This window comes from Microbulbifer litoralis (assembly GCF_023634065.1).
GTDB classification, from domain to species: domain Bacteria; phylum Pseudomonadota; class Gammaproteobacteria; order Pseudomonadales; family Cellvibrionaceae; genus Microbulbifer; species Microbulbifer litoralis.
The window spans coordinates 155,789-172,370 of the sequence record NZ_JALKCV010000001.1; the positions used below are offsets into that span (position 1 = coordinate 155,789).

13 protein-coding genes and 1 pseudogene are annotated in these 16,582 nt (G+C 59.0%); 8 read left to right on the forward strand and 6 right to left on the reverse strand.

Features of this window, described 5'->3' with window-relative positions; all coding sequences use genetic code 11:
• The first annotated feature begins 240 nt into the window (after positions 1–240).
• Positions 241–1,494: pseudogene (locus MWN76_RS00570) on the forward strand (IS256 family transposase).
• A 958-nt stretch (positions 1,495–2,452) separates the two neighbouring features.
• Here the strand turns inward: MWN76_RS00570 and MWN76_RS00575 are convergent.
• Positions 2,453–2,944, reverse strand: coding sequence for a pilin (locus tag MWN76_RS00575; protein WP_284500003.1), 492 nt, complete (start codon positions 2,942–2,944; stop codon positions 2,453–2,455).
• A 430-nt stretch (positions 2,945–3,374) separates the two neighbouring features.
• Here MWN76_RS00575 and pilB point away from each other — a divergent pair, with 430 nt between their 5' ends.
• From pilB to yacG, 7 genes are all read left to right on the forward strand, one after another.
• Positions 3,375–5,087: a type IV-A pilus assembly ATPase PilB gene (gene pilB, locus MWN76_RS00585; RefSeq protein ID WP_250458527.1), complete on the forward strand. Its 1,713-nt coding sequence runs from the start codon at positions 3,375–3,377 to the stop codon at positions 5,085–5,087.
• Between the two features lie 183 nt (positions 5,088–5,270).
• Positions 5,271–6,482 carry a type II secretion system F family protein gene (locus MWN76_RS00590; protein WP_250458528.1) on the forward strand — a complete coding sequence of 404 codons (1,212 nt, stop codon included), beginning with the start codon at positions 5,271–5,273 and terminating at the stop codon, positions 6,480–6,482.
• Positions 6,483–6,488: 6 nt separating this feature from the next.
• Positions 6,489–7,370 (forward strand): prepilin peptidase, encoded by an 882-nt coding sequence (locus MWN76_RS00595; protein ID WP_250458529.1) that lies wholly within the window; start codon positions 6,489–6,491, stop codon positions 7,368–7,370.
• Positions 7,371–7,551: 181 nt separating this feature from the next.
• Positions 7,552–8,136 carry a dephospho-CoA kinase gene (gene coaE / locus MWN76_RS00600; protein ID WP_345780044.1) on the forward strand — a complete coding sequence of 195 codons (585 nt, stop codon included), beginning with the start codon at positions 7,552–7,554 and terminating at the stop codon, positions 8,134–8,136.
• Positions 8,137–8,233: 97 nt separating this feature from the next.
• Positions 8,234–8,509, forward strand: a complete 276-nt coding sequence (locus tag MWN76_RS00605) for a type II toxin-antitoxin system Phd/YefM family antitoxin (RefSeq protein ID WP_250458533.1) — start codon at positions 8,234–8,236, stop codon at positions 8,507–8,509.
• Positions 8,509–8,838: a type II toxin-antitoxin system RelE/ParE family toxin gene (locus MWN76_RS00610; protein WP_250458535.1), complete on the forward strand. Its 330-nt coding sequence runs from the start codon at positions 8,509–8,511 to the stop codon at positions 8,836–8,838. Before MWN76_RS00605 ends, MWN76_RS00610 begins: the two co-directional genes overlap by 1 nt.
• Positions 8,839–8,877: 39 nt before the next feature.
• The gene (gene yacG / locus MWN76_RS00615; RefSeq protein WP_250458537.1) at positions 8,878–9,087 is read left to right on the forward strand and encodes a DNA gyrase inhibitor YacG; all 210 of its coding nucleotides are present in this window, start codon (positions 8,878–8,880) and stop codon (positions 9,085–9,087) included.
• Between the two features lie 275 nt (positions 9,088–9,362).
• On the opposite strand, the gene mutT is transcribed toward yacG, so the two are convergent.
• The 5 genes from mutT to lpxC all read right to left on the reverse strand — a co-directional run bounded on the left by mutT (position 9,363) and on the right by lpxC (position 16,299).
• On the reverse strand, positions 9,363–9,764 hold the full coding sequence (mutT, locus tag MWN76_RS00620; protein WP_250458538.1) for an 8-oxo-dGTP diphosphatase MutT: 402 nt from the start codon (positions 9,762–9,764) through the stop codon (positions 9,363–9,365).
• Positions 9,765–9,771: 7 nt separating this feature from the next.
• On the reverse strand, positions 9,772–10,974 hold the full coding sequence (gene argJ, locus MWN76_RS00625) for a bifunctional glutamate N-acetyltransferase/amino-acid acetyltransferase ArgJ (RefSeq protein ID WP_250458539.1): 1,203 nt from the start codon (positions 10,972–10,974) through the stop codon (positions 9,772–9,774).
• Between the two features lie 214 nt (positions 10,975–11,188).
• Positions 11,189–13,942: a preprotein translocase subunit SecA gene (gene secA, locus MWN76_RS00630; protein ID WP_250458540.1), complete on the reverse strand. Its 2,754-nt coding sequence runs from the start codon at positions 13,940–13,942 to the stop codon at positions 11,189–11,191.
• 176 nt (positions 13,943–14,118) lie between these two features.
• Positions 14,119–15,054, reverse strand: a complete 936-nt coding sequence (locus MWN76_RS00635; RefSeq protein ID WP_250458541.1) for a M23 family metallopeptidase — start codon at positions 15,052–15,054, stop codon at positions 14,119–14,121.
• 333 nt (positions 15,055–15,387) lie between these two features.
• Complete coding sequence (gene lpxC, locus MWN76_RS00640) at positions 15,388–16,299, reverse strand: UDP-3-O-acyl-N-acetylglucosamine deacetylase (protein WP_250458542.1); 912 nt, start codon at positions 16,297–16,299, stop codon at positions 15,388–15,390.
• Positions 16,300–16,582 lie beyond the last annotated feature (283 nt).

The window sequence follows — 16,582 nt, forward strand, 5'->3', positions numbered from 1 at the left end:
AAGCAACCATTTGGGTAAGCCTGACCCTAACCTGTATTTCTCACGACCTCATCCTGTTGTGAGCGGAGCCAAGTACTGATGGACACAGTAGTAGCTCGGCGGACATTTTGTATGTTATTTACTCGATCTGCGGTCGACGGAGAGTTATGCTGATTTCTGGTGTATGGCGGTAGGCTAAAAAGATGGCGTACCCTGTTGGTTGATCACCACGACGATCACAACCAACAAGAGGAGTACGCCATGGACAAGTCTACCTTGCATGTTCTTTCACAACCAGAGTCAGAGGGCCTGGACCCGCTCCACGAGACGATCCGCAAGGGCGCCTCAGCGCTGATCACCGCGGCGGTCGAGGCAGAGCTGGAGGCGCTGCTGCAGCAGTACCGGGATCTCAAGACGGAGGATGGCCGCCAGGCAGTGGTGCGCAATGGCCACCTGCCACAGCGGGCCATCCAGACCGGTGTAGGCGATGTCGAGGTCAAGGTGCCCAAGGTCAGAGATCGCAGTGGCTCCGGCATCAAGTTCAACAGCACGCTGCTGCCGCCGTACCTCAAGCGTGCTAAGAGCCTCGATGAGTTGATTCCCTGGCTCTACCTGCGCGGGATCTCCACTGGCGACTTCCAGGAAGCGCTGCAGGCACTGGTAGGCGAGCAGGCCAAAGGCCTCTCCGCCAACACCGTGTCCCGGTTCAAGGCTCAGTGGCAGGAGGAACACCGTGCGTGGCAGCGCCGCGACCTGAGCCAGAAGCGCTACGTCTACTGGTGGGCCGATGGCATCTACAGCCGTGTCCGCATGGACGACAAGCTGTGTCTGCTGGTGATCATCGGGGTCACGGAGCACGGCCGCAAAGAACTGGTGGCGGTGGAGGACGGCCACCGGGAATCGGAGGCCAGCTGGCTGGAGCTGCTGCGAGGCCTGAAGACACGGGGGCTGGATACCGCGCCCAAACTGGCGGTAGGCGACGGTGCCCTGGGCTTCTGGAACGCACTGACGAAGGTCTATCCGGAAGCAGGGCATCAACGCTGCTGGGTACACAAGACCGCCAACGTACTGGACAAGCTGCCGAAATAAGTCCAGCCCAAGGTCAAGTCTGCCCTGCACGAGATCTACCAAGCCGAGACGCGTGAGCAGGCCCACAAGGCCTTTGACCGCACGCTGACGCGCTTTGAGGCGAAGTACCCGAAGGCGATGGGGTGCCTGCAAAAAGACCGCGAAGAGCTACTGGCGTTCTACGACTACCCGGCGGAGCACTGGGTGCACTTGCGCACCACCAACCCGATCGAGTCGACGTTCTCCACGGTGCGGTTGAGGACGAAGAAAAGCCGCGGTTGCGGATCACGGGACACGACACTGGCGATGGTCTTCAAGCTGCTGCAATCCGCTGAGAAGCGCTGGAAGAAAATCAAAGGATTTAAGCAACTGGAGCTGGTCGTGAACAACGTCCAGTTCCGGAATGGAGAGGCAGTAACCGATCAATCAGACGGGGTCGCCGCCTGACGGCATACACCAGATTTGACAATAACTCGTCGACGGACGCAGCTCCCCCCTACCCCATGCTTTACTTGCGCCGGGGACGGCGCTTTTTTGCTACCCGGGCGCCAGGTTCAGACGCTCTTGGCCACCCAAAATAAACCCTGAATACTCTCTGGTGTGGCGCTGCTCGCCATAAACTTGACCCGGCGGGTATTGCACGTTACTACCGCGGCTAATTTCAGCCGGAGTTGATACAGGCACCAGTTTATGCCGATCCTTCTTCTGCTTGTGGTGCCAGTATGTGGAGATTCTGAGCTTCAGGTTATGCTGGCAATAGGCCGCCCGGGCCAGGCCACTATCCTTAGGCGTGAATGTGCTGCAGTCAGAAATCTGACCTGCTCTGCAGGTGCAGGTGCCCCCCTGATCATGGAAAGCTAGGAGCATGCCTGGAAGAGAGGCAGGATTTTAGGTGAGGCTTATCGATTGCTTATGTCTTCTTGGCAATGCAACCTGCAACGAAAAAGTGGACAATGCCCATCCGCAACTGGAAGCTAGCGCTGAACCGTTTTATGATTGAATTTGGTGATCGCTTGGCCGCGATTACCATTACCAATAACCACAGGCAGTTACACTCTCAATTATTTACAGCCTCTTTATCCTTGATTTTGACTTTGGGCTTTGCCATCCTCATCAAACTCGGGCAACCCCCCTCCCTTTCAAAGGAAAGCATCAGACTTAGGCCTGCAGTAATCTATCTATACTAAGGAGGGCTCTCCTTTTCCGAGCCATTCTGTATCAATCTAAATGTAGAGTACAAACTAGTATATTGTTACGCCGAGGCTTGATCTCTACAACCAACTCTTTCTTGCCCCAACTTTACTATTCGCTCAGAAAAAACAGCCCCCGCATGAAGCGGGGGGGGGGGTCTATTTATAGCGAGACGAGCCAGCCAAGACTTAACTTCATCACACTATATTAATATTTAGGGACCTGCAGCTGCACATTGCGGGGCAGAAACGGTCTGACGACAAGAGGCCGGAAAATACTTACCTTCTGTAGTATCAGAAATACCACACTGCCATTTAATGCCGCCATCACATTGAGTCGCAGAAAAAGTGACAGTAGTTGACGCACTAGCCGCACCAAGTGCAGTCCAGTCTGGCGTAATTTGGATACTAGCACCAGTGCCAGCCGCCGCAGGCGCAGTTACTGCTACCGTTGTTATATAATCTGTACCTTCAACTGCGGTTTTATCAATACCAGAACCTACATCATCACAACCAGTGATATCATTAGAAGTTGTCATGCACTCAGTAACGGAGTTTTTCATGGCCGCCAACTGAGCCATAATCTCACTCACTTTTGCACGAGTGGTGTAATCCTGATAGGCAGGTAATGCCACAGCGGCCAAGATACCGATGATCGCCACAACAATCATCAATTCAATAAGAGTAAAACCCTGTTGTTTCTTCATTGTAACCGTCTCCATACAGACTTTTGGTTTGGTGAATCCCGTTAGGGAGAGCATCCCGTGAGGAAGTCGCGAAACAAGATACAAGGTTTGTGCCAATTGTGGCAAGCGCCAAAACTAACATGAGACTCACAATTGGGAGCAAAGTCACTTCTTGCTAACGGACCACAATGGATGCCATTTCACCTTCTGACCGGCGTCGGCAGTCAGTGACAATTATCGTCACCTTCGGACCAATCGACTTTCCCGGTACGCCGTCTCTTCCGATAGTCACTCTTTAGACTTAAGTGTTTGGCTCACATAGGTATATTCGATATATTGAGTGGCTTGACGGCAGACTGAGCGGATGGGCTGGTTTCCTTCTATTTTCACCGTTCAGGCTCCCGTCAATTTAACAGCATAAAAAATCACCAACACATCAAGCGACCATTTAATGAGCAGTACTCAATTAAGCGGCCTGGCCAAAAGGTTGGTAGCGGATGGCATTCTCGACGAAACGACGGCCGATTCCGCAGCCAAGGCCGCGCGCAGGGAAAACCAGACTTTTGCCCAGCATGCGGTGGAAGCCAAACTGGTAAAGAGCCGCGAACTGGCCGGTATCGCCTCCTCTGCTTTCGGCTCCCCCCTGTTTGATCTCAGCGCCTACAATTTCGAGCTTGTGCCCAAAGGTGTTGTTGATGAAAAGTTGATCAGTAAGCACTTCGCTCTCCCCCTGTACAAGCGCGGCAACCGGCTCTTTGTCGCCGTGGCGGATCCTACCAATCTGGCGGGCCTGGATGAGATCAACTTCAATACAGGGCTCAATACTGATGCCGTCCTGGTTGAAGCAGATAAACTGGCCAAGGCTATCGACAGCTATCTGTCTGACAGTGGCAATATGGGAGCCGGCCTGGAGGGCATAGACGACGAGGAGCTTGATGGCCTTGAGGTCGGTGCCGATGAAAGCAAGGAGCAAAGTGACGACGAGCCGGGAGGAGATGAGGCACCGGTTGTACGCTTTGTGAACAAGGTACTTCTGGATGCTATCCGCACTGGCGCTTCCGATATTCACTTTGAACCCTATGAGAAGAGCTATCGGGTACGCCTGCGCACTGACGGTGTCCTGCACGAGGTGGCCAAGCCCCCGATTCAACTCGCCACCCGCATCTCCGCACGGCTAAAGGTGATGTCCAAAATGGATATCTCCGAGCGCCGTGTCCCCCAGGATGGCCGGATCAAGATGAAGTTGTCCAAGACCAAGGCCATCGACTTCCGGGTCAACAGCCTGCCCACCCTCTGGGGGGAAAAGATTGTGCTGCGGATCCTGGACCCCTCGTCAGCCAAGTTGGGGATTGATGCCCTCGGCTATGAAGATGCCCAGAAAAAGATCTATATGGATGCCCTGGCCCAGCCACAGGGTATGATTCTTGTGACCGGTCCCACGGGCTCGGGCAAGACGGTATCCCTCTACACGGGCCTGAATATCCTGAATACTCCGGAGCGCAATATCTCCACCGCCGAGGATCCGGTGGAGATCAACCTGGAAGGTATCAACCAGGTCAACGTCTCCAATAAGGTCGGCCTGAACTTTGCCGAAGCGCTGCGCTCCTTCCTCCGGCAGGACCCGGATATCGTCATGGTGGGGGAGATTCGGGATCTGGAAACCGCGGAGATTGCAATCAAGGCCGCGCAGACGGGACACCTGGTGTTATCCACCCTGCATACCAACTCTGCCCCGGAAACACTGACCCGTCTGATGAATATGGGGGTCCCGACCTTCAATATCGCCACCTCGGTCAGTGTGATTATTGCGCAGCGCCTGGCGAGAAGACTCTGCAACGAATGCAAGAAGCCGATCACCCTGCCAGATGAAGTGCTGAAGCAAGAAGGCTTCGGGTCTGTGGGTATTGATCAGAAAGAGTGGAAGATTTATCAACCCGTGGGCTGTGAGCACTGCTCCAAGGGCTACAAGGGCCGTGTAGGCGTGTATGAAGTGGTTCGCATCACTGACGGCATCTCCAGAATTATAATGGAAGGTGGTAACTCGATCCAGATTGCCGACCAGGCACGAGAGGAAGGATTCAACAACCTGCGGATTTCGGCACTTAGGAAGGTGGTGATGGGAGTCACCAGCCTGGAGGAAGCGAACCGGGTGACCAAGGATTAGATTTATCAGCCACCAGCGCTGGATGATGGGCACGCTGCGCTTTGCCCATCCTACGGGTGCTCTCGAAATCGAATAGATGGACAGTCGAACCGGACCAGACTCAAAGCAGTGCTTCTGCTATAGATGAAAAGTTACAGAGGGGCGTGGCAAGGGCCATGCCGATAACGAACGGGAATAACAACCATGGCCAATGCCACAGCAGTCGCTTACGTCTACAAAGGGGTGGACAGTAAAGGCAACAAGGTCGAGGGAGAGATCAACGGCGCCAGCCCGGCGCTGATCAAGGCTCAATTGCGACGCCAGGGGATTATCGCCAATCGGGTACAGAAAAAGCCGAAACCCCTTTTTGGCGGAAACAAGAAAGTAAAGCCGGCCGATATTGCCCTTTTTACTCGCCAGATGGCGACCATGATGAAAGCCGGTGTGCCATTGGTGCAGAGCTTCGAGATTGTTGCGGACGGCCTCGACAATGATGGGGTAAAGTCACTGGTATTCAAGATTCGTGACGACGTAGCCTCGGGCACTGCCTTTGCGGATGCTCTTCGCAAACACCCCCTGTATTTCGACGATCTATTCTGCAACCTGGTGGCATCCGGCGAGCAATCCGGTGCACTGGAGACGATGCTGGATAGGATCGCGACTTACAAGGAAAAAACGGAAGCGCTGAAGGCCAAAATCAAAAAGGCCATGACTTACCCGATTGCCGTTATCGTGGTTGCAATTGTTGTAACTTCAATCCTGTTGATCAAAGTGGTCCCCCAGTTTGCCGAGACCTTCTCCAGCTTTGGGGCAGACCTGCCCGCATTCACCCAGCTAGTAGTAGGAATGTCTGAATGGATGCAAGCCAACTGGTTTATTGCCTTGATCTGCGTAGTCGTAGGTATCGGCGGCACCATTGAAGCAAAAAAACGAAACAGGAAAGTGGCCGAGTTTTTCGACAGGTTGATGTTAAAGCTCCCTATTCTGGGAACAATTACCTATAACTCTATCTCTGCACGCTTCGCCCGCACTCTTTCCACGACCTTCGCTGCCGGCGTTCCTCTGATTGATGCTTTGAAATCCGTTGCAGGGGCCACAGGGAACAGCCTCTACGAGGAAGCCACCTTGAAAATCCGCGACTCTGTGGCAACAGGTATTCCTCTCAATGGTGCTCTCCGGGCATCCGGCCTGTATCCGACCATGCTCGTACAAATGGCTGCGATCGGCGAGGAATCCGGCGCCCTGGACGAGATGCTGGCCAAAGCGGCAGACTTCTATGAAGAGGCGGTCGACAATATGGTCGACAACCTGACAACCCTCCTGGAGCCGATGATCATGGCCGTGCTGGGCATACTGGTTGGCGGCCTTATGGTTGCAATGTATCTCCCCATTTTCCAGCTGGGCCAGGTCGTATAAATAAGAATGCTCGAAACTTTAATCTCATACCCGGCGCTGCTTTTATGCAGCGCTTTTATTTTGGGCCTGCTGGTCGGCAGTTTCCTGAACGTCGTCATCTACCGCCTCCCGATCATGATGGAGCGCGAGTACAAGCGCGATTTCTACAGTTATTTTGAAACCGAGCCGGACCCGGCGGAGAAGAAAGAGCTGGCGGAATCCTTCAACCTGGTCCTGCCCCACTCCCACTGCCCCAACTGCGATGCGGAGATCAAGCCCTGGCACAATGTGCCGCTGGTGAGTTACCTGATGCTGGGTGGCAAGTGCCGATTCTGTGGTACGGCCATTTCCAGGCGCTACCCGGTGGTGGAGCTGGTGACCGGTATCCTGACAGCCGTTGTTGTCTGGCAGTTGGGTTTTACCTGGCAGGCGCTGGCCGGTTGTGTGTTTACCTGGGCGCTGGTAGCGCTGACCGGGATCGACTTTGACAAGCAGTTGCTGCCGGATACCATCACCCTGCCGCTGCTGTGGGGCGGGCTGTTGATCAATCTCTGGGGCGTGTTTGTGCCGCTGCAGGAGGCGGTGATCGGGGCCGTGGCCGGTTACCTGGCGCTGTGGGCGGTGTACCATCTCTTCAAGCTGGTGACCGGCAGGGAGGGAATGGGCGCTGGGGACTTCAAGATACTGGCGGCCATCGGGGCCTGGTTCGGGTGGCAGATGTTACCGCTGGTGATCCTGCTTTCCGCCGCCGTGGGCGCGGTGGCAGGGCTGGCCTGGAGTGCGATTGTCGGGCGCGACCGGAACCTGCCGATTGCGTTTGGTCCCTACCTGGCCGGAGCCGGGTGGATTGCGATGTTGTGGGGAGAACAGATTGTGGGATGGTATCTGGGGTTTTCCGGGCTCGGTTGAGGCGGGCCTTTGGCTGCTTGGCCGAGTTGGGGCTGGGCATTCCCGGTTGGGTTCCCGGATTCCGCTGCGCTGCATCCGGGCTACAGTTGCGCGGTCCCGGCGGTTTATCATTTGGGGTTGATTGGCCTTTATCGCGGCCATGGGCCGCTCCGGCACAGAGTGGAGGATCGCCTTGTTTATTGTGGGTTTGACCGGGGGAATCGGCAGCGGCAAGTCTGCGGCGGCGGCCTGTTTCCGGGACCTGGGAATCAATGTGGTGGATGCGGACTGGGCGGCGCGGGTTGTGGTGGAGCCCGGGCAGCCGGCGCTGGCCGGGATTGCGGAGCACTTCGGCGCCGATGTGTTGCGGGACACCGGCGCGCTGGATCGGGCCAGGCTGCGCGCGCTGATCTTCGACAACCCCGCCGAGCGCGCCTGGCTGGAGGGGCTGCTGCATCCGCTGATCCGCGAGGAAATTGTGCGGGCGCTGGACGCCAGCGAGAGCGCCTATGCGATCCTGGAGTCGCCGCTGCTGATCGAGTCCGGGCAGACAGCGCTGGTGGACCGGGTCTGCGTGATGGACCTGCCGGAGGCACTGCAGCTGCAGCGCGCCAGTGCACGGGATGGCAATGATCCGGAACAGATCCGCAAGATTATGGCGGCGCAGCTTTCGAGGGAGGCGCGGCTTGAAAAGGCAGATGATGTACTGGATAACTCGGGAGAACTGACCGATTTAAAATCCCAGGTGGAAACCCTGCACCAACACTATCTCCAGTTGGCAGGCTAATGCGCCCCGCCGGCTTCTCATGGCAACACTCTTCAGCCTCCTTGTTGTGGTACCAAATTTAGACTATATTCAGTCTTCCAGCTTCGGAGGAGCGGCCGTGAAACTATCCAGCCAGATCAAACCCATCAGCTACCTGAAAGCCCACGCTGCCGAAATCGTGCGCGACCTGGGAAAGCAGGGCGAGCCACTGGTCATTACCCAGAATGGCGAGGCCAAGGTGGTTATGCAGGATATCGAGAGCTACGAGCAGATGCAGGAAACCCTGGCCTTGCTGAAGATTCTGGCTCTGGGCAATCGCGAGATTGAAGATGACCGGGTTATACCTCTCTCCGACGCCTTCAAGCGAGTACGTCGACGGCGGGAATCCACCTGATGCCATTTAGGGTCCTGTTGACGGAGAGTACCCTGTCCGACCTTGAAGAGATCGGTGATTACATCGACCGGCACGATGTGCCCGGGAGGGCTGAATACGTGATGGACAAGATTGAAGAAGTACTTGGAAGCCTGACAGACAATCCCCAGCGTGGGGCCTTCCCCCCGGAACTGCTTGCCCTCGGTATTCGTGACTACCGGGAGGTATTTTTCAGACCCTATCGCTGTATCTACCGTGTAACAGCCAAAAACGTCTATGTGCAATTGACCGCCGACGGCCGCAGGGATATGCAGAGCCTCCTACAACGCAGGCTGCTGGGAAGTAGCTGACCCTGACCATTACATCTATCTGTTTTTAATGTTACATCCATGGCTAAAGATACACCTACCCTCAACTGCCCCACCTGCAAGAAACCCATCGAGTGGAACCAGAAATTCCCATTCAGGCCCTTCTGCAGCGAGCGCTGTAAGCTGATCGACCTGGGGGAGTGGGCCAGCGAGGGACACAAGATTCCGGGGCAGCCGGTTTACGATGATGTGTTGAGTGAGGATCTGGATCCTTCCAAGACGCGGCATTGAGGGGGTTGGTCCGGCGGAGTCGCCATCCCCGGATTGATGCAGGGGCCGGTGGCGGGAGCTCTGTTCTCTGGATTCCGGCCTTCGCCGGAATGACGGTGGAGTGATAGTCGTCGACGGCGGCTCCCCGTGCCCTGGATTCCGGCCTTCGCCGGAATGACGACGGAGTGACAGTCGTCGACGGCGGCTCCCGGTGCCCTGGATTCCAGCATTCGCCGGAATGGCGATGAAGTGATAGTCGTCATCCCGGACTTGATCCGGGATCCAGTATCGAGGTCTCAGGCATGTTTTGCAGACTGGATAGCTTCCAGAATCGGACCGTTGGCGTCCGGAAAGCGGCGGTTTTCCAGTTCATCGACCGCCACCCAGATAACCTGCTGGCCTTCCGACCCCTCGGCCTCGCCCTCAAATTCCGTGACCCACCAGGTATCCAGCAGCACGGTCTTTTCCGGATAGTCGTGGCGGATCTCTGTCAGGGGCTGCAGCTGGCGGACTTCCAGTGCCACTTCTTCACGCAGCTCCCTGGCCAGCGCCTGCTGGACCGTTTCGCCCTCCTCCACTTTGCCGCCGGGAAATTCCCAGCGGCCGCCCATATGCAGGTGGTCGGGGCGGCGGGCGATCAGGATGCGGCCGTCTTCGCGCACGACCACACCCACGGCGACATGAATGACTTTTCCCATACAGGCCTCAGGTGCGGTATTCGGCGTTGATGGTGACGTACTCGTGGGAGAAGTCGCAGGTCCAGATATGCTCGCTGCAGTCGCCGCGGCCGAGGTCGACCGCGATGGTGAACTCGGGCTCCGAGAATACCTTTTCGCCGGCCTCCTCGGTGTAGCTCGCCGCGCGGCCGCCGGCCTCCACTACCTGGACGTCGCCCAGGTGGATATTCACCTTTTCCACATCCAGGCCCTCGACACCGGCATTGCCGATGGCCATCACCAGCCGGCCCCAGTTGGGATCCGAGGCGTAGAGGGCGGTTTTGACCAGCGGCGATTCGCCCACTTCAAACGCCACCCTGAGCGCCTCGTCGCTGGAGGCGGCGCCGCGCACCTGCACGGTGACGAACTTGGTGGCCCCCTCGCCGTCGCGGACGATGGCCTGGGCCAGTTCGATATGCACCTCGGTAATGGCGTTTTTCAGGCGCTCGTATTCCGGGCTGCGGGGGTCGCCGAGCAGCGGGCCGGTGGCGCCGCTGGCCATCAGGACACAGGCATCGTTGGTGGAGGTGTCGCCGTCGATACTGATGCGGTTGAAGGAGGCCTGTACGGCCTCCCTGACCAGTTCGTCCAGCAGCGGCTGCGCGACGGCGGCATCGGTGGCCACGTAGGCGAGCATGGTGGCCATATTCGGCTGGATCATGCCGGCACCCTTGGCGATCCCGGCGATGCGGATCTGCTCGCCGGCAATCTCCACCGTGCGGCTGGCCATTTTCGGGCGCGTGTCGGTGGTCATGATGGCGCGGGCGGCCGCTTCCCAACCGGCGCCGTCGAGATGATCGGCGGCCACCGGTATGGCCTGCAGGATTTTTTCCAGCGGCAGGTGTTCGCCGATGACGCCGGTACTGAAGGGGAGAACCTGCCGCGCGGCAATATGCAACGCTTCGGCGGCGGCGCCACAACAGGCGCGGGCGTCGCGCAGGCCGCGTTCGCCGGTAGCGGCGTTGGCGTTGCCGGCATTGACCAGCAGTGCGCGGATATTGCCACTGGCGATATGTTCTTTCGCCACCGTGACCGGAGCCGCGCAGAAGGCGTTCTGGGTAAAGGTGGCGGAGACGGCAGCGCCTTCGTTGAGCTCGATCAGCAGCAGGTCGTCCCGTTGCCAGTTCTTGATATTGGCAGGGACGGTGGCGAGGCGGATGCCGGGGATTTGCGCGATTGGAGTTTCGGTCATTTTTATCGCGGCCGTGGGCCGCTCCTACGGAATGATTTCCTTCCCTTCGTCATTCCGGCGCAGACCGGAATCCAGGTGGGGGAAGTGGCGGGCACTGGATACCGGCAGTCGCCGGTATGACGGGTTCTTATGTAATTTGAGTCATCCGGGCGGTGAGCCCGCCAGGCTGGAACTCGGTGTTCCCCCTTCCCGGAGGGGAAAGGGGGAACAGGGATCAGGTCTGGGTGGACGAGGCCAGCTTGCCGTGGCACTGCTTGTATTTTTTGCCGGAGCCGCAGGGGCAGGGGTCATTGCGGCCGACCTTGGGGCCGCGGCGCAGGGGTTCCGGCATCGGTTGCTGTTCCGGGGTTTCCGCTTCCGGCATTGCCGAGGCCTGGGCGTGCTGGAGTTCCAGTTGCTGCTTGCGCTGTTGCTCCAGGCGGCGCTGTTCCATCTCTTCCATCTGCTCGCGGGTCATCGGCTCCACATGGGCGAGCACGCGCACGACTTCGTGCTTGAGGTTTTCCAGCATGCTCTGGAACAGGTGGAATGACTCGCGTTTGAACTCCTGCTTGGGGTTCTTGTTGGCGTAGGCGCGCAGGCCGATACCGGCGCGCAGGTGATCCATGCTGGAGAGGTGTTCCTTCCACAGCTGGTCCAGCACCTGCAGCATGATCTGGCGCTCGATGGTGGGCATCAGGTTGGCGTCGCCGGAGGATTCGGCGATGCGCTCCACCTTGGCCTTGTAGGCGGCCTGCGCTTCGGTGACGATCTTCTCGCGCAGGGATTCCTCGTGCAGGGTGCGGTCTTCGTCCAGCCACTGCTGGACCGGCAGCGGCAGCGCGAGTTCGCCGGCCAGCTGTTTCTCCAGGCCCGGGATATCCCACTGCTCCTCGACACTCTGCGGCGGCACGGAGCCGGAGATGATGTCGTTGACCACATCCTCGCGGATGGCCTCGATGGTGTCGCTGATATTTTCCGCTTCCAGCAGTTCATTGCGCTGGCTGTAGATCACCTGGCGCTGGTCGTTGGCGACGTCGTCGTATTCCAGCAGCTGTTTGCGGATATCGAAGTTGCGGCCCTCCACACGGCGCTGGGCCTTTTCGATGGCGTTGGAGACCATGCGGTGCTCGATCGCCTCGCCCTTCTCCATGCCCAGCATCTGCATGAAATTCTTCACCCGATCGGAGGCGAAGATCCGCATCAGGTTGTCTTCCAGGGACAGGTAGAAGCGGGTTACACCAGGGTCGCCCTGGCGGCCGGCGCGGCCGCGCAGCTGGTTGTCGATGCGACGGGACTCGTGGCGCTCGGTGCCGATGATGTGCAGGCCGCCGGCCTCGATCACGGTGTCGTGGCGCTGTTGCCACTCCTCTTTCAGCTTGGCGATTTCCGCTTCACCGGGTTCCTCACCCTTCTGTTCGCGCAGCTCCTCGACGGCCGCCTCCCAGTTGCCGCCGAGCACGATATCGGTACCGCGGCCGGCCATATTGGTGGCGATGGTGACGTTGCCGGGCCGGCCGGCCTGGGCGATGATCTGCGCCTCGCGCTCGTGGTACTTGGCGTTCAGCACCTGGTGCTTGATGCCGGCGCGGGTCAGGCGCTGGGACATTTCCTCGGAGGTCTCGATGGACGCGGTGCCGACCAGGATCGGCGCCTGCTTGTCGCGGCAGTATTTGACGTCCTCGACGATGGCTTCCATCTTCTCTTCCTTGGTCAGGTAGACCAGGTCGTTGAGGTCGTCGCGCTGCTTGGGTTTGTTGGTGGGGATCACCACCACGTCCAGGCCGTAGATCTGGCGGAATTCGAACGCCTCGGTATCCGCGGTGCCGGTCATGCCGGACAGCTTCGGGTAGAAGCGGAACAGGTTCTGGAAGGTGGTGGAAGCCAGGGTCTGGCTCTCGCTCTGGATCTGCACCTGCTCCTTCGCCTCCAGCGCCTGGTGCAGGCCCTCGGACAGGCGGCGGCCGGGCATGGTGCGGCCGGTGTGTTCGTCGATCAGCACCACCTGGCCGTTCTGGACGATATAGTCCACGTCTTTGTGGAACAGCACGTGCGCGCGCAGGGCGGCGTGCACGTGGTGCAGCAGGCCCAGGTTGCCGGGCGCGTACAGGGACTCATCCTCTTTCATCAGGCCGCTGCGGGACAGCAGCTCCTCGATCAGCTGGTGGCCGTCCTCGGTCAGCTCCACCTGGCGGGTTTTCTCGTCCACGCTGTAGTGGCCGTCGGCGCCCTCTTCATCCGCGGCGCGTTTCAACTGCGGCACCAGTTTGTTCATGGCCAGGTATAGATGGGAGGAATCCTCAGCGGCGCCGGAGATGATCAGCGGCGTGCGCGCCTCGTCGATCAGGATGGAGTCCACCTCGTCGACAATGGCGAAGTTCTGCGGGCGCTGTACCCGGTCTTCCTGGCGCAGCACCATGTTGTCGCGCAGGTAATCGAAGCCGAACTCGTTGTTGGTGCCGTAGGTGATATCCGCCTGGTAGGCCGCCTTTTTGTCCTCCGGGTGCTGCTGGGACACGATCACGCCCACGGCCAGGCCCAGGAATTCGTATACCGGGCGCATCCAGTTGGCGTCGCGGCCGGCCAGGTAGTCGTTGACGGTGACGATATGCACGCCCTTGCCTTCCAGCGCATTCAGGTAGGCGGGCAGCGTGGCTACCAGGGTCTTGCCCTCACCGGTGCGCATCTCGGCAATATGGCCTTCGTGCAGGGTCATGCCGCCGATCAGCTGTACATCGAAGTGGCGCAGGCCCAGGGTGCGGTCGCTGGCCTCGCGCACGGCGGCGAAGGCCTCCGGCAGTATCTGGTCGAGCGTTTCGCCGTCGGCCAGGCGCTTCCTGAACTCTTCCGTCTTGGCCTTGAGGGCGGCGTCGTCGAGCCCCCGGTACTCTTCCTCCAGCGCGTTGACCTTTGTCACTGCGCGGCGCATACGCTTGAGTTCGCGGTCGTTTTTAGAACCGAAGACCGATTTAATCAGTTTGCCAATCATTATCCAGAAACCACTTGATTTTATTTGCGCTGCCGGCCTTCAGGACCGGTGGGAATTTCGATACCTGCCCCCTTTGAGCGCGCTTTGCAACGAGGGGTGCAAGTAAACAGGAAGGCGCAGCGACTGGCAACTCCTGCGGAGTGCCGGCGGCTGCGCAGTATTGAAGAGGATAGTTGCTATCGGCCGGTGCGGCGGATATAGCTGGCGGGGTCGACCGGGCGGTTGTTCTTGTACACCTCGAAGTGTACGTGCGGGCCGGTGGAGCGGCCGCTGGAACCCATCAGGGCGATAATCTGGCCCTTCTTGACCACATCGCCCAGCTTGACCTTCAGTTCACTGTTGTGACCGTAACGGGTCTTGTAGCCATTGCCGTGGTTGATTTCCACCAGTTGGCCGTAGCCGTAGCGGTCCTCGGCCCAGGTGACCACACCCGCGGCCACGGACACCACGTCGGAGCCGTTCTTGCCGGCGAAATCGAGGCCGTTATGCCAGGTGCGGCGGCCGGTAAAGGGATCGGTGCGGTAACCGTAGCGGGAGGACATCCAGCCGCGGGCAATCGGGCGACCGGCAATAAACTGCTCTTCCTGCAGGTGGCGGTTGGCCAGCAGTGACTCCAGGGTGCCGAGCTGCATTTCGCGGTTTTCGATCTGGTCGGACAGATCGCCGATCACGTCGAGGAATTCCGGCGGCTGGTAGGGCATCTCGGAGGCGCCGGCGAAGGCCGGGTCCTCGGGGCCGCCCACGGCCGGGGCGCTGCCGAACTGGAACTCGCCCTCGTCCAGCTTGGCGGCGGTGGTCAGGCGTTCGCCCATCGCGTCCAGGCGGGTCAGGCGGGCCTGCATCTCGGCCAGCTTGACGGTCAGCGCCGTCAGCTGCTCGCGGGCCTCGCGGTCCGCTTCGTCGATCTGCTCCTGCTGCTTGCGCAGCGCCTTACTCCAGGCCTTGGCGGTGCGGGAATCGAACACGTCGGTTTCCGCCACCGGCAGGTTGGCGCCGATCAGGAAGGCGCCCACCGGCAGACCCAGCAGGCACAGGCCCAGCAGCGCCCTGCTCAGGCCGCCAAAGCCGAAGGTGCGCGTACCGCCGCGCTCGTTGACCAGGATTATCTTCATAACAGGCGTGTGAAATTCGCTGTTTGTTGTTTTCTATGCTTGTCGCCGGGGCCTTCTCTTTCGCACCCCGCGTTCACGCCTTTCCGATGGCAGGTAACCGACCGTTTCATCCAATGTAACACCGGCCGGCTGACAAAAATGTTAACGGCGCACGTTTGCGGTGCGCACCGCGCACCCTGCAAATCCGCCGGTGGGAGTCCCCCACATAAACCACAAAACGGCAGGAGTGCCGTCTTGTACAGCCAAAGGCTGCCCGCGAGGCGGATGGGGCGCAGGGAAGTCCCCTATGAAAAAGCCGGCAATTTTCGTGCCGGCTTTCGGTTCCGATCTGGCTCAGACCGCCAGTATCGGCTTGATGTAGGAGATCGGTGCTTCCTCTTCGTCCTCGAACGTCACCATTTCCCAGGCGTCTTCCTGCGCCATCAGGTTGCGCAGGGACTTGTTGTTCAGGGCGTGGCCGGACTTGTAGGCCTCGAACTCGCCGATCAGGCTGGTGCCCAGCAGATAGAGGTCGCCGATGGCGTCCAGGATCTTGTGTTTCACGAATTCGTCTTCGTATCGTAACCCGCCCTCGTTCAGAATACGGTACTGGTCGATCACGATGGCGTTGTCGACACTGCCGCCCTGGACCAGGCCCTTGGAGCGCAGGTACTCGATCTCGTGCATGAAACCGAAGGTGCGCGCACGGCTCACTTCCTTGACGAAGGAGGTGCTGGAGAAGTCCACCGAGGAGCTCAGGTTGCGGCCCTGGAAAACCGGGTGGTCGAAATCGATGGTGAAAGACACCTTGAAGCCGTTGAACGGCAGGAAGCGGGCCACTTTGTCGCCCTCTTCCACGGTAACCGGCTTCTTGATGCGCAGGAATTTCTTCGCCGCCGACTGCTCCTGGATACCCGCAGACTGGATCAGGAATACGAAGGGACCGGCGCTGCCGTCCATGATCGGCACTTCCTGGGCGCTCAGCTCGACGATCGCGTTGTCGATGCCCAGGCCCGCCATGGCGGACAGCAGGTGCTCGACGGTGGCGACGCGCACATCGTCCTTGACCAGGGTGGTGGACAGCAGGGTATCGCCCACATTCTCGGCGCGGGCTTCGATTTCAACCACCGGATCCAGGTCGACCCGACGGAACACAATGCCGGTGTCCACAGGCGCCGGCTTCAGGGTCAGTACGACCTTTTTGCCGGTGTGGAGCCCCACGCCAGTGGCGCGAATAGCATTTTTGAGGGTGCGCTGTTTGATCATGTATCTGTCTTTTCCCAGTCGGTAGGCGGCACAGGGGCCGCGGCAAGCAGGCGATAGTACCAGAAAATCAACGCCAAAACTATATTTGGCGGCATGGTCACTGCAGTTTATCGCCCCATATTCTCAGGATAGCTCAGCGCGAAGACTGCGGCGCCATATTGCTATCGCGATTTCCGTTGTTCAATCAGCGCAATTCTAAGGTGCGAAGTGGTTCCGACGCTGTTAAAAATTGTTAACCCGAACGATAGCTCGAGCCAATCGATGAAGCCCGGCTGATAAACCG

Excerpts from the sequence above, each read along its gene's own strand:
- MWN76_RS00575 (WP_284500003.1), bottom strand. The coding sequence starts at position 2,944 with ATGAAGAAACAACAGGGTTTTACTCTTATTGAATTGATGATTGTTGTG.
- pilB (WP_250458527.1), top strand. The coding sequence starts at position 3,375 with ATGAGCAGTACTCAATTAAGCGGCCTGGCCAAAAGGTTGGTAGCGGAT.
- MWN76_RS00590 (WP_250458528.1), top strand. The coding sequence starts at position 5,271 with ATGGCCAATGCCACAGCAGTCGCTTACGTCTACAAAGGGGTGGACAGT.
- MWN76_RS00595 (WP_250458529.1), top strand. The coding sequence starts at position 6,489 with ATGCTCGAAACTTTAATCTCATACCCGGCGCTGCTTTTATGCAGCGCT.
- MWN76_RS00610 (WP_250458535.1), top strand. The coding sequence starts at position 8,509 with ATGCCATTTAGGGTCCTGTTGACGGAGAGTACCCTGTCCGACCTTGAA.
- yacG (WP_250458537.1), top strand. The coding sequence starts at position 8,878 with ATGGCTAAAGATACACCTACCCTCAACTGCCCCACCTGCAAGAAACCC.
- mutT (WP_250458538.1), bottom strand. The coding sequence starts at position 9,764 with ATGGGAAAAGTCATTCATGTCGCCGTGGGTGTGGTCGTGCGCGAAGAC.
- argJ (WP_250458539.1), bottom strand. The coding sequence starts at position 10,974 with ATGACCGAAACTCCAATCGCGCAAATCCCCGGCATCCGCCTCGCCACC.
- secA (WP_250458540.1), bottom strand. The coding sequence starts at position 13,942 with ATGATTGGCAAACTGATTAAATCGGTCTTCGGTTCTAAAAACGACCGC.
- MWN76_RS00635 (WP_250458541.1), bottom strand. The coding sequence starts at position 15,054 with ATGAAGATAATCCTGGTCAACGAGCGCGGCGGTACGCGCACCTTCGGC.
- lpxC (WP_250458542.1), bottom strand. The coding sequence starts at position 16,299 with ATGATCAAACAGCGCACCCTCAAAAATGCTATTCGCGCCACTGGCGTG.